This is a genomic window from Nocardioides currus (genome assembly GCF_003057875.1).
Taxonomy (GTDB): Bacteria; Actinomycetota; Actinomycetes; order Propionibacteriales; family Nocardioidaceae; genus Nocardioides; species Nocardioides currus.
Genome location: NZ_PYXZ01000001.1, coordinates 17,788 through 31,823, shown reverse-complemented (window position 1 = coordinate 31,823; position 14,036 = coordinate 17,788). Strand labels below are relative to the sequence as shown.

Annotated in this window: 13 protein-coding genes; 3 read left to right on the top strand and 10 right to left on the bottom strand. The window is 72.3% G+C overall.

Features of this window, described 5'->3' with window-relative positions:
* Positions 1-24 precede the first annotated feature (24 nt).
* Complete coding sequence (locus C7S10_RS00150) at positions 25-1,329, bottom strand: SLC13 family permease (RefSeq protein ID WP_165807003.1); 1,305 nt, start codon at positions 1,327-1,329, stop codon at positions 25-27.
* 43 nt (positions 1,330-1,372) lie between these two features.
* Here C7S10_RS00150 and C7S10_RS00145 point away from each other — a divergent pair, with 43 nt between their 5' ends.
* Positions 1,373-1,909, top strand: coding sequence for a DUF4245 family protein (locus C7S10_RS00145; protein WP_165807002.1), 537 nt, complete (start codon positions 1,373-1,375; stop codon positions 1,907-1,909).
* 3 nt (positions 1,910-1,912) lie between these two features.
* Here C7S10_RS00145 and C7S10_RS00140 read toward each other — a convergent pair whose 3' ends face one another.
* The 3 genes from C7S10_RS00140 to xseA form a co-directional block, all read right to left on the bottom strand.
* A complete protein-coding gene (locus C7S10_RS00140; protein WP_108342397.1) occupies positions 1,913-4,402 on the bottom strand; it encodes a 5'-nucleotidase C-terminal domain-containing protein in 2,490 nt (829 codons plus the stop codon).
* Positions 4,403-4,558: 156 nt separating this feature from the next.
* On the bottom strand, positions 4,559-4,756 hold the full coding sequence (locus C7S10_RS00135) for an exodeoxyribonuclease VII small subunit (RefSeq protein WP_108342396.1): 198 nt from the start codon (positions 4,754-4,756) through the stop codon (positions 4,559-4,561).
* Complete coding sequence (gene xseA / locus C7S10_RS00130) at positions 4,749-6,002, bottom strand: exodeoxyribonuclease VII large subunit (RefSeq protein ID WP_108342395.1); 1,254 nt, start codon at positions 6,000-6,002, stop codon at positions 4,749-4,751. The genes C7S10_RS00135 and xseA overlap by 8 nt, the downstream gene beginning before the upstream one ends.
* A gap of 64 nt (positions 6,003-6,066) precedes the next feature.
* Between xseA and C7S10_RS00125 the strand changes: the two genes are divergently transcribed.
* Positions 6,067-7,065 carry a 4-hydroxy-3-methylbut-2-enyl diphosphate reductase gene (locus tag C7S10_RS00125; RefSeq protein ID WP_108342394.1) on the top strand — a complete coding sequence of 333 codons (999 nt, stop codon included), beginning with the start codon at positions 6,067-6,069 and terminating at the stop codon, positions 7,063-7,065.
* An 8-nt stretch (positions 7,066-7,073) separates the two neighbouring features.
* Positions 7,074-7,697 (top strand): L-threonylcarbamoyladenylate synthase, encoded by a 624-nt coding sequence (locus C7S10_RS00120; RefSeq protein WP_108342393.1) that lies wholly within the window; start codon positions 7,074-7,076, stop codon positions 7,695-7,697.
* A gap of 327 nt (positions 7,698-8,024) precedes the next feature.
* Here the strand turns inward: C7S10_RS00120 and C7S10_RS00115 are convergent, their stop codons facing one another.
* The 6 genes from C7S10_RS00115 to C7S10_RS00090 all read right to left on the bottom strand — a co-directional run bounded on the left by C7S10_RS00115 (position 8,025) and on the right by C7S10_RS00090 (position 14,036).
* A complete protein-coding gene (locus tag C7S10_RS00115) occupies positions 8,025-8,465 on the bottom strand; it encodes a DUF6542 domain-containing protein (RefSeq protein ID WP_108343230.1) in 441 nt (146 codons plus the stop codon).
* A 55-nt stretch (positions 8,466-8,520) separates the two neighbouring features.
* On the bottom strand, positions 8,521-9,687 hold the full coding sequence (locus C7S10_RS00110) for a DNA recombination protein RmuC (RefSeq protein ID WP_108343229.1): 1,167 nt from the start codon (positions 9,685-9,687) through the stop codon (positions 8,521-8,523).
* Between the two features lie 41 nt (positions 9,688-9,728).
* Complete coding sequence (locus C7S10_RS00105; protein WP_108342392.1) at positions 9,729-10,730, bottom strand: sugar phosphate isomerase/epimerase family protein; 1,002 nt, start codon at positions 10,728-10,730, stop codon at positions 9,729-9,731.
* A 27-nt stretch (positions 10,731-10,757) separates the two neighbouring features.
* Positions 10,758-11,879, bottom strand: coding sequence for a Gfo/Idh/MocA family protein (locus C7S10_RS00100; RefSeq protein ID WP_108342391.1), 1,122 nt, complete (start codon positions 11,877-11,879; stop codon positions 10,758-10,760).
* Complete coding sequence (locus tag C7S10_RS00095; RefSeq protein WP_108342390.1) at positions 11,876-12,742, bottom strand: sugar phosphate isomerase/epimerase family protein; 867 nt, start codon at positions 12,740-12,742, stop codon at positions 11,876-11,878. The genes C7S10_RS00100 and C7S10_RS00095 overlap by 4 nt, the downstream gene beginning before the upstream one ends.
* Before the next feature lie 82 nt (positions 12,743-12,824).
* Positions 12,825-14,036, bottom strand: a complete 1,212-nt coding sequence (locus tag C7S10_RS00090; protein WP_207769173.1) for a substrate-binding domain-containing protein — start codon at positions 14,034-14,036, stop codon at positions 12,825-12,827.

Genomic DNA, 14,036 nt, shown 5'->3' with positions numbered 1-14,036 from the left:
ATCGTGCGGTCTCACCGTCGCGACTCACGCGAGCAGGGAGAGGACCGCGACGCCCGCGACGAGGCTGACCGGGGTCAGCGTGAGCGAGACCCGGTGGAACTCGCGTGAGGTGATCCGCACGCCCTGGCGGCTCAGCGTCCGTCTCCAGAGCAGGTTGGCCAGCGAGCCGGTCCAGGTCAGTCCGGAGCCGATGTTGAGCCCGAGCAGCGCGGCCAGGATCGCGGTGGTGCCGAGCGGCGCGAGGAGTGGGAGCAGGAGCAGGGTCGCCGACAGGTTGGTGAGCACGGCGGCCAGCGCCGTGGCGACGGCGGCGATCGCCAGCAGGGCGACGAAGCCGCTGCCGTCGTCGGGCAGCCAGCCGCCGACGTGGTCGCCGAGCGGTCCGTGGGCCAGCGCCGCGACGACGACCCCGAGGCCGAGCACGAAGACGGCGAAGCCGGGGTGCGCCGCGGCCAGCACGTCGCGCGGTCCGGCGACGCCGGTCGCGAGCCCCCAGCCGGCCAGCACGAGGGCCGCGAGGACGGCCACCCAGGCGGGGTCGACCCCGAACGGCGAGGTGGCGACGAAGCCGAGGAGCATCAGGGCCACGACGGCGACGGGGACATGCAGGGTCTGCCGCTGCTTCTGCTGCTGTGCGGGGATCTCCATGGGAGAAACCGGGGTGTTCTCCGTCCTGAGACCCCCATTTCGCCCATGGACATCCCGGCGGGAGAGCAGTCGCAGGCCGGCGTACTCCACCAGCAGCACCACCACCAGCACGGGCGCCATCCGCAGCGCGAAGCCGCCCACGGTCAGGTCGAGGTGGGGGAGGGCCAGCAGGTTCGTGAGGTTGGAGACCGGCAGCAGCAGGGACGCCGAGTTGGCCATCCGGAGGCAGACCTGGGCAACGGGTCGGGTGCTCACCCCGTGGGCCAGGGCGGCCGTGAGCGCGACCGGCGTGAGCAGCACGACGGTCGCGTCGAGGCTGAAGACCGTGGTCACGACGGCGGCGAGCACGAAGATGCCCGTGAGCAGCCTGACCGGACGGCCACGGCTCCACCGGGCGACGAGCGCGCCGGCGGCGACGAACACGCCGGCCCGCGCGCAGACCTCCGCCACGACCAGGATCGCGACCAGGAAGACGACGACCGGGGAGAGGTGCTCGACGACGTCGTCGAGGTCGTCACGGGTCAGGGCACCGACGCCCAGCACGGCCAGGCTGGCGACCACGGCGACCGCTGCCTCGACCCGGCCCCGGGGATGGCTGAGCGCCGTGACCAGCAGCGCCACGAGGGCGGTCGCGGCGACGACCGCGGCTCCGGTCTCGCCCACGGGGACGTGGGGCAGCACCGCCGTACCGTACGGCACGAGGGCACCTGTGAGAATGAGTGGCGTGAGTGAGAAGCCGGGCCGCTACCAACGCTCCACCAACGGCCTGGTGGGGGCGCTGATCGTGACCCTGCTCGCGATCGGGACGTTCGTGGTCCTGCGCTCGGTGAGCCGCACCGACGTCGAGGTGGAGCCCGAGCCCGTCGACTTCGCGGCCGCCGCCGAGGCCGCCCGGGGTGCCGGCTTCGACGTGGTCGCCCCGCCGTCCCTGCCGGACGGGTGGCGGGCCACGACCGTCGAGCTCGTCCAGACCGATCCCGCTCGGTGGGGCCTGGGCATCCTGACCGACGACGACACCTTCGTCGGCCTGCGCCAGGACGCCGCGTCGGTGAGCGACCTGGTGGAGGTCAACATCGACGAGGACGCTGTCGAGGGCGAGCCGCTCGAGATCGAGAGCGCGATCGGTGACACCTGGCAGACGTGGTCCGACGAGGGTGGCGACACCGGCTACTCGATCGGGTACGACGACCAGAACGTGCTCGTCTACGGGTCGGCCTCGCCCGAGCAGCTCCAGGAGCTGATCGGGCTGCTCGAGCGCTGAGGCCTACCGCGCGGCCTTCACGCGCAGCTTCACGGTGCGCGAGACCGCGGTGGTCGCCGCGTCCCCGGCGTAGCTGATCCTCACCGTCACCTTCCCGGGCTTGGCGAAGCGGGGGAGCGCGATGGTGACGCGGCCGCGCGACAGGGTCCCGACGAGCTTCTTGCCGCCGACCCTGACGGTGACCTTGCCGGTGGGCGTGTGGCCCGACGCGGTCAGCGCGATCTTCAGCCGCGCCCTGCTGCCCGCCCGGAGAGCGGCAGGGCGCACCCGGGCGGTGAGCGTCGGCGTTGCCTTCGAGGCCGGCGCCGTCACCGGCGGCGTCGGGGCGGGCGGGGTGGTGGGCGTCGGCAGAGGGGTGGGGGCCGGCGTCGGCGTGGGCGTCGGCGTGGGCGTCGGCGTGGGCTCGGCCGCCGGGGTGACCGTGATCGGCAGCTCGATCGTGGTTCCGGTCGTGCGACCCGTCATCCGCATGGTGGTCGCCCCCGCGGGCATGTCGCTCGGCAGGATCGCGCGGACGGTGGACCGGCCGGTCTCGTCGACCAGGTCGGAGCCGAGCGTGTTGTCGACGGCGAAGGAGCCGAGCGGCCGGTCGCCGACCGTCACGTCCACCCACGCGTCGTCGACGTCCGCCGCGCCGGTGAAGGACAGCGACGTCAGGTCGACGGCGACGGTGCTGCCTGCGGCGTACGACGCCATGGGCCCGCCCGGGAAGGAGACCCCGACCGCGTGCTGGGCGAGCTCGGGCGCCAGCGGGGCACTGCCGGCGAACGCCTCGACGTAGCCCGCGAGGGACGACTGCGCGTCGCTGGTGGTGTCCCGGCGGCCGGTGCCGTTGACGAGCTCGTGGAAGTTGTCGCCGCCGGCGGCCAGGGAGGCGGTCACGGTGACGGAGTAGCTGCCCGTCATCGAGAGGGGCACGCCGCCCAGCCACATGCCGGTGATGTGCGAGCCCTCCGCGGCGGTCGGGTCGTAGGTGTAGGTGAACCCGGCCGACGTGCCGAGCCGCAGGAACCGCTGCGTCGGCACGGTGCCGGTCGCGGTGTGCTGCCACTGCTGCTCCAGCACGGTCTTGATCCGCGCCCCCGTGAGCCGCAGGTTGACGAGCCGGTCGGCGATCGGCTGCACCTGCGTCGCCTGCCGGTGCGTGACGATCGCCGGGGAGCCACCCGGCGTGCCGACCAGGTCGGCGCCCAGGGAGGTCGGGCTCACGAACGCGATCTTCGCCGTCCCGGACGTCGCGTCGCTGGTCGCCCAGCGCTGGGCCTCGGCCACCAGGTTGCCCAGCGTGGACTCGCCACCGGGGTTGTCGACCCCGCCGGCCGCCACGGCCCGGCCGAACGGACGGGCGAGCCGGCCGAGGTCGACGTCGGGCCTGACCTGGATGTCGCGGAAGGAGACCCGGTCGGCGTCGCTGAGGTTCTCCAGGCCGATGAAGCCGCTCGGCGTGCTGCCGCTCGCGCGGTCGAGGGAGTTGACGAGGGTGCCGTTGAGGAGGACCCGCAGCCGCGATCCGGTGAGCAGGAACGTGTAGGTGTTCCACTGCCCGACCGGTCGCAGGGCGCCGGCCACGGCTGCGGCGTCGGGAGCCTGCGCGGTGCCGCCGGTGGGCACGATGGCGCCGGTGTCGGCGCCGATCGGGACGCGGTAACCGCCGACCGGGTCGGCTCCACCTCGGCTGCCGGAGGCGATGTACACGCTCGAGTCGTCGTTGCTGTCGTTGCGGCGCCAGTCCACCCGCAGCGTGTACGGCGCCGCCTGCTGCTCGACGAACCAGGTCGCGCCCCGACCGCGCAGGCCCTGGATGGTGCAGTCGACCTGGCGACCGAACCCGCCGGCGCCGGCCTTGCGCCACCCGTCGAAGGAGTCGAACGTCCCGTCGAACAGCCGCGTGTAGCCCGCCTCGGTCGGGGTCGCGGCGCAGGGGTCGGGGGCCGTCCCGCCGATCTGGATCGCGTCGAAGTTGAGGCGGCAGAAGTCGACGCTGCGGTCGCAGTGGATCGCCACGGTGTTGGCGCCCTGGTTAAGAGTGACCTCGGTGGTGGCGAACCGCCAGGCCTCCCAGTTCTCGAAGCTGGTCATCGGGTAGCTGACCTGCTGCCGGACGCCGTTGGTGACGACGCCCATGGACCGGGTGACGTTCTCGTCGGCGCCGAGCGGACCGGCGGCGTAGCGCACGTGGAGGGGATAGGTGCCCGCGGCAGGGGCGTTCACGGTCATCGTCGAGGTCATCCCGGTCTCGCGGAACGTGTAGGAGCCGGTGCCGGAGAAGTTGCCGTGGTCGCCGGAGTTGAAGGCGGGCCCGCCGCTGATCACGCCGTCCTCGACCTCGACCCACGCGATGGGCGTGTCGGCGGCGGCCGGCTGGCTCGCCTGGGTTGCCGCGCCCGCGAGGGACGCCTGGGCCGGCTGGACGGCCACGCCCGCCGCGACCACGACGCCGGCGGCGACGAGAGACAGGATGCGGCTGGACCGGATGCGCAGTGATCTGGACACGGGGGCTCCTCGAGGCCGGCTGTGACCCACGCCACAGACTCCGAGGAGGCTAGCGCCGCCAGTTCGATATGTCGAATCTACTTCTGAAATGTGGACGGACGGACCACATGGTCCTGTCCGTGGATGAGAGTTCTCATCCACGGACGGAGTGTGGGATCACTCGTCCTCGGCCACCGCGGCGTCGAGGCGCTCTCGCGCGCCGTCGAGCCAGGTCTGGCAGACCTTCGCCAGCTTCTCGCCGCGCTCCCAGAGCGCGAGCGACTCCTCGAGGCTGGTGCCGCCGGCCTCCAGGGTGCGGACCACCTCGATCAGCTCCTCGCGGGCCGCCTCGTAGGACGGGCTCTCGTCAGTCATCGGAGTCTCCTTCTGGGGTGCTGAGCTCTTCGGTGCCGGTCGCGGTCGCGGCGATCCGGCCGTCCGCGACGCGGATGCTGAGTGGTTGCTTCGCGGCGACGGCGCCGACGCTGGTCACGACGTGCCCCTCGGCGTCCTGCACGACGGAGTAGCCCCGTCGGAGGGTGGCCAGCGGGGACAGCGACTGCGCGCGGGCGCGGTGGTGGCCGATGTCGTCGGCGGCGCGGTCGAGCCGGTGGGAGAGGTGACGACGAGCGCGCTCGCGCAGCTCGCTCACCTCGTCGGAACGAACGTCGAGGATGGTGCGTGGGTCGCGCATGACCGGGCGCCCGCGCAGGTCGTCGAGCCGCGACTGCTCGCGCTGCACGAGCTGGTCGACCAGCTGGCGCAGCCGGTCGCGGGCCCACGTCACCCCGCGCAGCTCCTCGGTCATGTCGGGCACCACCAGCTTGGCCGCGTCGGTGGGCGTCGAGGCCCGGACGTCGGCGACGAGGTCGAGCAGCGGGGAGTCGGGCTCGTGGCCGATCGCCGACACGACCGGCGTGCGCGCCTGGTGGACCGCCCGGATCAGGGCCTCGTCGGAGAACGGGAGCAGGTCCTCGACGGACCCGCCGCCGCGGGCGATCACGATCACGTCGACGACGGGGTGGCGGTCGAGCCGGTCGAGGGCCCCCATCACCTCCGCCGCGGACCGGCTGCCCTGCATCGCGGCATACGCCACCTCGAACTCCACCCCCGGCCAGCGCCGGCGGGCGTTGTCGAGGACGTCGCGCTCGGCCGCGCTGTTGGGGGCGGTGACGAGCCCGACCCGGGCGGGCAGGAAGGGGAGGTCGCGCTTGAGCTCCGGGGCGAACAGCCCCTCGGCCGCCAGCAGCTGACGCCGGCGCTCGATGCGGGCGAGCAGCTCGCCGAGGCCGACCATGCTGATCTGGCGTGCGTAGAGCGAGAACGTCCCGCGGTTGGCGTAGAACGACGGCCGCGCGTGCACCACGACGCTGGCCCCCTCCACCAGCGGCGGGCTGAGCGAGTCGAACAGCGTGCGCTGGCAGGTGAGCGGCACCGAGATGTCGGCCACGGTGTCGCGCAGGGTCATGAAGACGGCGTTGAGGCCCGGGCGGCGACTGATCTGCGCCAGCTGTCCCTCGACCCACACGGCACCCAGCTGGTCGATCCACTGGCTGACGGCGTTGGAGACCGCACGCACCGGCGCGGGGGACTCCTGGGTCGCGTCGCGGAGGGTGGGCACGGCGTGACTCTAGGTGAGCACGCCGACAATGCGGCGTACCCGCTCTGCTCCTAGACTCGACCACATGACGACCGACCTCGGCCTGCCGCCCGTCCTCGACCCGGACGCCGCGCGCGAAGTGCTCCTCGCGGCGCCTCGCGGCTACTGCGCCGGCGTCGACCGGGCCGTCATCACGGTCGAGAAGGCGCTCGACCTGTACGGCGCCCCCGTCTACGTCCGCAAGCAGATCGTCCACAACAAGCACGTGGTCGCCAACCTCGAGTCCCGCGGCGCGATCTTCGTCGAGGAGCTCGACGAGGTCCCCGAGGGCCAGACCGTGGTGTTCTCCGCCCACGGCGTCTCCCCGGCCGTGCACGCCGAGGCCGCGGACCGGTCGCTGAAGACCATCGACGCCACGTGCCCGCTCGTGACGAAGGTGCACCACGAGGCGAAGCGCTTCGCCAGCGACGACTACGACATCCTGCTCATCGGCCACGAGGGGCACGAGGAGGTCGAGGGGACCGCCGGCGAGGCGCCCGACCACATCCAGCTCGTGCAGAGCCCCGACGACGTGGCCAACATCGTGGTCCGCGACCCCGCCAAGGTGGCTTGGCTGTCGCAGACGACGCTGTCGGTCGACGAGACCCTCGAGACGGTGGCCGCGATCCGGGCGAAGTTCCCGCTGCTGCTCGACCCTCCGAGCGACGACATCTGCTACGCCACCCAGAACCGTCAGCTCGCGATGAAGGAGATCTCGCCCGCCGCCGACCTGGTGATCGTGGTCGGCTCGCGCAACTCCTCCAACTCGGTCCGCCTCGTCGAGGTCGCCCTCGAGGCCGGCGCCAAGGCCGCCCACCTCGTCGACGACCACACGGAGATCGAGGAGTCGTGGCTCGACGGTGTCGCCAACGTGAGCGTCAGCTCCGGCGCCTCCGTGCCCGAGGACCTCGTCGACGGCGTGCTCGCCTTCCTGGCCGAGCGCGGCTACCCCGACGCGCGTGCCGTCCACTCGGCCGAGGAGTCCCTCATCTTCGCGCTGCCCCCCGAGCTGCGCCGCGACATCCGTGCGGCCCAGCAGGCCTGAGCACGTCCATGGCCCGCTACCTCGACATCCACCCGGACAACCCCCAGCCGCGGTTGGTCTCGCAGGTCGTCGAGGCGCTGCGCGACGACGCGCTGATCGCGTACCCGACCGACTCGGGCTACGCCCTCGGTGCCCAGCTCGGCAACCGTGACGGGCGGGACCGGATCCTGGCGATCCGCGGTCTCGACGACCGCCACCACTTCACGCTGATGTGCCGCGACTTCTCCCAGCTGGGTCAGTTCGTGCACGTCGACAACTCGGCGTTCCGGGCGATCAAGGCGGCCACCCCCGGCCCCTACACCTTCATCCTCCCCGCGACCGGCGAGGTGCCGAAGCGGCTGATGCACCCCAAGAAGCGCACGGTCGGCGTGCGGATCCCCGACCACGTCCTCGTCTGCGCGATCCTCGAGGAGCTCGGCGAGCCGATCCTGACCAGCACCCTGATCCTCCCTGGCGAGGAGGAGGCGCGCACGATGGGCTGGGAGATCAAGGAAGACCTCGACCACGCGGTCGACATCGTGATCGAGGCCGGCGAGACCTCGGCCCAGCCGACGTCGGTGATCGACTGGTCGGGCCCGGAGCCCGAGGTCGTACGCCGCGGGGCGGGCGACGTGGAGCGCTTCGAGGTCTGACGCGCTCGGCCTCGCCGGTTCATGACACAGGTGTGTCGAAGAATTCGCCCGAGGCCGGCGCCGAATGGCACACGTGTGTCGACGAATTCGCCCGAGACCGGCGCCGACTGACACACGTGTGTCGACGAATTCGCTCGAGATCGGCGCCGACTGACACACGTGTGCGGGAATCCCGACACGGCCGTGTCATCCGCGCGCCGGGTGCGGCATGTGTTCCGGCACGCCTGTGTCATCCGCGCGCCCCGTGCGGCGCGTCCACCGGCACGCCTGTGTCATCCGCACGCCGAGTGGGACGCGCGCACCGGTACGCCCGTGTTGGTTGGCCCCTCAGGAGGGCAGGCGCTGGCTGTCCGAGCCACGGACGTCCGAGCGCTGGCGGATCGTGCGCTGTCGCATCCACAGCGTGCCGAGGCACACGGCATAGCCCGCGACGAGGGCACCGCTGTGGTGCGCCAGCCCGGAGACCAGGGCCTGCACGAGGCCGTCGCCCCGGTCGGCCACCGTCTCGGGGGCGACCGCGCCGAGCAGGGTGAAGACCGCGAGCATCATCAGTGGCGGCAGCACGCCGACGGTGAAGAAGTCGTGTGCGCGGACCACCAGCGCCAGGCCCAGGCAGAGCACGATGAAGCACAGGTCGAAGAAGAAGGACAGCTCGCCGACGAGGAGCACGTCGATGGCCACGATGGTGAGCACGGCGGCGACCCCGAGCGCGACGGCCTGCCGTCCGGGCTCGAGACCGTCGGTCCACACGGATCCGGTGTGACTCACGCCGACCACGGTAGAGCGGGCGGTCCCCGGCCCATCGACGGCGCGCCGGTCGTGCTCAGGCACGACGGATCCGCGGCTCGTCGGGGCGAGGGGCAGGCCGGGTCGCGCTGTCGTCGAACAGAGTCTCCTCGCTCGGCCCCGGCCGGGCGAGGTCGCCGAGGGCCGCGAAGTCGTCGTGGTCGAGCTCCGGCGCGCTGAGGCTGCGTGGCGCCTCCTCGACCTGCCGGGGTGCGGCGAGCTCGTCGGTGGTGACTCCCAGGTCGGTGAAGCGCCGGGCGGTGACCAGCACGCGGCCCTCCAGCGAGCCGACGCCGGCGTTGTAGGCCGTGACGGCCGCGCCGAGCGAGCGTCCGAGCTTGTCGAGGTGGGCGCCCAGCGAGCCGAGGCGCTGGTGGAGCTCGGCCCCGAGGCGGCGTACCTCCGAGGCCTGCGCGGCGAGCGTCTCGTGCGACCAGCCGTGGGCGACCGTGCGCAGCAGCGCGATCAGCGTCGTGGGCGTGGCGAGGATGACGTGCTTGCTCGCGGCGTGCTCGAGGAGGTCGGCCTGGGTGTCGAGGGCGGCGGAGAGGAACGCCTCGGCGGGCACGAACATCACCACGAACTCGGGGGTCTCGTCGAGCGAGCGCCAGTAGGCCTTGGCCGCGAGCTGGTCGACGTGCGTGCGGAGCTGGCGCACGTGGCGCTGGAGGTGGGCCTCGCGCTCGTCGTCGTCCTCGCTGCTCGCCGCGTCGAGGAACGCCTCGAGCGAGACCTTGGCGTCGATGACGACGGACTTGCCGCCGGCGAGGTGGACCACCACGTCGGGGCGCAGGACGCCGTCGGCGAGCTGGGCCTGCTCGGTGAAGTCACACCGCGAGACCAGCCCGGCGAGCTCGATCGCCCGGCGCAGGTGGAGCTCGCCCCACCGACCCCGGACCTGCGGCTTGCGCAGGGCGGTGGCCAGGGACGAGGTCTCCCGGCGCAGCGACTCCGTCGTCAGCCGCATGTCGGAGACCTGCTGGCTGAACTGGCCCTGCCAGGTCGCGCGGTCGTGGTCGAGGTCGCGCAGCTGGTCGCCCAGCCGGTCGAGGCCCTCACGCAGGACGGCCTGCTCCTGTCCGCGCGCGGTGAGGGCGGCGAGCACGCCCTCGTCGCGGGGCCGGGCCCGGGACGCCAGCCAGCCCAGCCCGAAGCCGAGCGCGAGGCCCACGCCGAGCATCACCAGGATCGTCAGGATCTCCATGCCGCTGATGGTGCCCGAGGCCACCGACAACGGAGCGGACCTCAGCCCTGGTCGAAGACCGAGTCGAACGAGGCGGACGGCAGCTCGAAGTCGAAGCGGCGCAGGAACTCCAGTGCCTCGGGCGCACCGCGGAGCCGGTCCATGCCCGCGTCCTCCCACTCGACCGAGACGGGGCCGTCGTAGCCGATCCGGGCCAGCGCGCGGAATGCGTCGTCCCACGGCACGTCGCCGCGACCGGTCGAGACGAAGTCCCAGCCCCGGTGCTGGTCGCCCCACGGCAGGTGCGAGGAGAGGATCCCGTTGCGACCGCCGCCCATCCGCATCCGGGTGTCCTTGCAGTCGACGTGGTAGATCCGGTCGGCGAAGTCGGTGATGAACGCGACGGTGTCGAGGCCCTGCCAGACCATGTGGCTGGGGTCCCAGTTGAGACCGAAGGCCGGGCGGTGCCCGATCGCCTCGAGCGTGCGCTGCGTGGACCAGTAGTCGTAGGCGATCTCGGAGGGGTGCACCTCGTGCGCGAACCGCACGCCGCACTCGTCGAAGACGTCGAGGATCGGGTTCCAGCGGTCGGCGAAGTCCTGGTAGCCCGCGTCGATGACCGACGCCGGGACCGGCGGGAACATCGCGACGTACTGCCAGATCGAGGAGCCGGTGAAGCCGACGACGGTGTCGACGCCGAGCCGCTTCGCCAGCCGCGCGGTCAGCTTCATCTCCTCCGCGGCCCGCGACCGCACGCCCTCCGGCGACCCGTCGCCCCACACGCGCGGACCGACGATCGACTGGTGCCGGAAGTCGATCGGGTCGTCGCAGACCGCCTGGCCGGTGAGGTGGTTGGAGATCGCCCACACGCCGAGGCCATGGCGAGCGAGGATGTCGAGCCGCTCCTCGACGTAGTCGTCGTCGTCCCAGCGCCAGGCGTCGAGGTGCTCTCCGGAGACGGCGATCTCGAGCCCGTCGTAACCCCACCCGGCGGCGTACGACGCGACCTCCTCCAGCGTGAGGTCGGCCCACTGGCCGGTGAAGAGCGTGAAGCGCTTGCCCATGGTTCGTCTCCTCGTCGTCGTACGACGTCAGTGTGCCGTGATCTCGACGCGCAGGCCGTCGCGTGCCGAGCTGTCCTCGATCGCCCCCAGCACCCGCTGCACCGCGAGGCCCTCGGCGAAGCCGGGGGAGGGCTGGGTCCCGACGGCAACCGCGGCCAGGAAGTCGGCCGCCTGCGAGGTGAACGTGTGGTCCCAGCCGAGCACGTGACCCGGCGGCCACCACGCCTCGACGTACGGGTGGTCCGGCTCGGTGACCAGGACCCGGGCGCCGCCGGAGCCGGTGTCGACGACGAGCTCGTTGAGGCGCTCGAGCCCGAACGAGATCGAGCCCTGCGAGCCGTAGACCTCGAGGGTGAGCCCGTTCTTGCGGCCGAACGCCATCCGGCTGACCTCGACGCTGGCGACCGCTCCGCGTCGGGTGCCGAGCGTCGCCCACGCGGCGTCGTCGACGGTGACCGGCTCGGACCCGTCGGCACCCGGGCGCGACGGCACGAAGGTGTGCAGCCGTCCGCTGGCCGAGGTGACCTCGTCGCCGAGGAGGAACTGCACCTGGTCGACGACGTGCGACCCGAGGTCGCCGAGCGCGCCGGAGCCGGCCTGCTCCTTGCGCAGCCGCCACGTCATCGGCGCGTCGGCGTCGACCAGCCAGTCCTGGAGGTACGCCGCTCGCACCGAGCGCACCTCGCCGATCCGCCCGTCCGCGATCAGGTCGCGGGCGTGCGCCAGCGCGGGCACCCGGCGGTAGTTGAACCCGACCATCGACACGACGCCGGCGCCGGCAGCCTCGGTGGCGCACGCGACGAGTCGTTCGGACTCCGCGACGGTGTTGGTCAGCGGCTTCTCCAGGAGCACGTGCTTGCCGGCCGACAGGGCGGCCTCGGCGATCTCGGCGTGGAGGTGGCCGGGGGTGCAGATGTCGACGATGTGCACGTCGTCGCGCTGCAGCACCTCGCTCCAGTCGGTCGCCGACTCCTCCCACCCGAAGCGCCGGGCGGCGTCGTCGACCTGGGCGTGGTCGCGGCCGACCAGCACCTGCTGCGTCACGCCGGGCACGTCGGGGTAGAACGCGCCGACGTTGCGCCACGCGTTGGAGTGGGCCTTGCCCATGAAGGAGTAGCCGACGACCGCGACTCCGAGCCGGTCGGTCATGACGGGGTCCCTTCGTCGGTGAGCGTGCGCAGGAAGGCCAGGCCGTCACGCGCGAGGTCGTCCTGGGTGGGCGCCAGCGGGCGCCAGATGGAGGCCGCCGTCGCGATGGCCGCGTTCTCGGCGGTGAAGCTCTCGATGTTGAGTGGTCCGGCGTAGCCGACCTCGTCCAGCGCCGCGACGAGCGCGGGCCAGTCGGTCTGGTCGCCGCCCGGGGCGCCGCGGTCGCTGCCGCAGACCTGCAGGTGCGCGAGGTGCTCGCCGGCCGCGCGGATCGCGTCGGCGCTCGAACGTTCCTCGATGTTGAGGTGGTAGGTGTCCAGGGCCAGGCCGAGGGCCGGTCCGAGGAGGTCGGCCAGTCCGGTCAGGGCCTGGTCGACGGTGTTGACGAGGGAGGTCTCGTAGCGGTTGAGCGGCTCGATGCCGAGCACGACGCCGCGCGACCCCGCGTGCTCGACGAGCGGCGCGAGGTGCTCGCGCCACTCGGCGTACGCCGCCGTGCGCTCGTCGGAGGTCAGGAGACCCGTGCGGCCGGTGGCCGAGTAGAAGGGCCCGCACACCGCGGGGGAGCCGATGCCGGCGGCCAGGTCGATGCACGCGCGGAGGTAGTCCTGGGTGGCCGCCACGGTGGCCGGGTCGGTCCGGACCAGGTCGCGTCCGGGGGCCATCGCGCCGACGACGTACGGCGCCAGGCCGGTGCGTTCGACGGCGGCCGCGACGACGTCGACGCTGAGGTCGCCGGCCGTCTCGAGGGGCAGCTCCACGGCGTCGAAGCCGAGGTCCGCGACCCGGTCGAGGAGGGGTCCGAGGGTGGCATCGGTCAGGGGCGAGGCCCAGACCCAGGTGTTGATGCCGATGGCGCGCACGACGCCTCCTTCGCGCAGGGGGGTGGCCGGCCGGTCACGGGGGCGCCGTGACCGGCCGGTCGATCAGGTGAACAGCAACGGATCAGCGGTCCTGCCAGGCCTCCGGGAAGCCCGGCAGGTCCTCGCCGCCGAACTTCGCGTAGTGGCCGTCGGGCATCCCGTCGTTGGCCTCGAGGAACTCGGCCCGCTCGTCCTCGGTGATCGGGGTCTGCGGGAGCACCCACTCCTTCGGGACCTCCTCGCCGGCGAAGATCTTCTGCACGGCGAGCAGCGGCGTGCGCCACTGGAAGTTGGAGTAGACGGGCGCGAGGCCGGTCAGGCCGGTGTCCTCCCACTTGCGCAGGAAGCTCATCTCGTCCTCGCCGGTCATGACGGGGTAGTCGACGCCGGCGTCCTCGAAGGCCTCGATCGCGGCGACGGCGCCGTCACCGGCGTCCATCCACACGCCCTTGACCTCGCCCTGGTTGAGCGCGTCGGTGATGATCTTCTTGATCTCGGTCGGGTCGGCGCCGGTGAAGAAGTCCTCGGCGTCGATGGCGTTCTCCTCGAAGATCTTCTCGGCCGCGGCCCAGCGGGTCTCGAGCACGTCGACGCCCGGCAGGATCCGCAGCGCGATCACCTTGTCGCCCTCCTCGAGGTTCTCCGAGAGGAAGTTGGCGGTGTCGATGCCCCACGCGTAGCCACCGATCGGGTGGATGAAGGTGGTGGCGCAGTCCGTCTCGACGCCGCGGTCGAAGACGACGACAGGCTTGCCGGTGTCGCAGGCGCGCTCGACGCCGGGCGTCATCGCGGCCGTGGAGTTGGGCGAGATGATGAAGGCGTCGCAGTTGCCCTCGGAGATGAAGTAGTCGATGTCGGCGAGCTGGGTGTTGTCGTCGTCCTGGGCGTCGCGCACCTCCATGTCGGAGATCGCGCCGGCGTCCTTGAGTGCCTCGAGCTGCTGGGTCATCGTGATGAACCCGGTCTGGCGCCACGGGTTGGAGACGGAGGCGTTGGCGAAGCACACCTTCTTGGCGCCGTCGGCCTTGAACTCCGAGGTGTCGGTCATCTCGCCGTCGATGTACTGCAGCCACGGCTCGGCCTCGTCACCCTCGAAAGTGGCGGAGCGCTGCGCGTCCTGCTCGTCGTAGTCGGCCTGGACGAACCACTCGGTGTCGTCGGCGGGCTCCTCCGCGTCGCCCGTGTCCTCGGAGGTCGTCTCCGAGGCGGTGGCGTCGGTCGGCTCGTCGACGTCGTCGGTGCTGCAGCCCGCCAGCACGACGAGCACTGCGGCGGACGCGATGGCCCCCCTCAT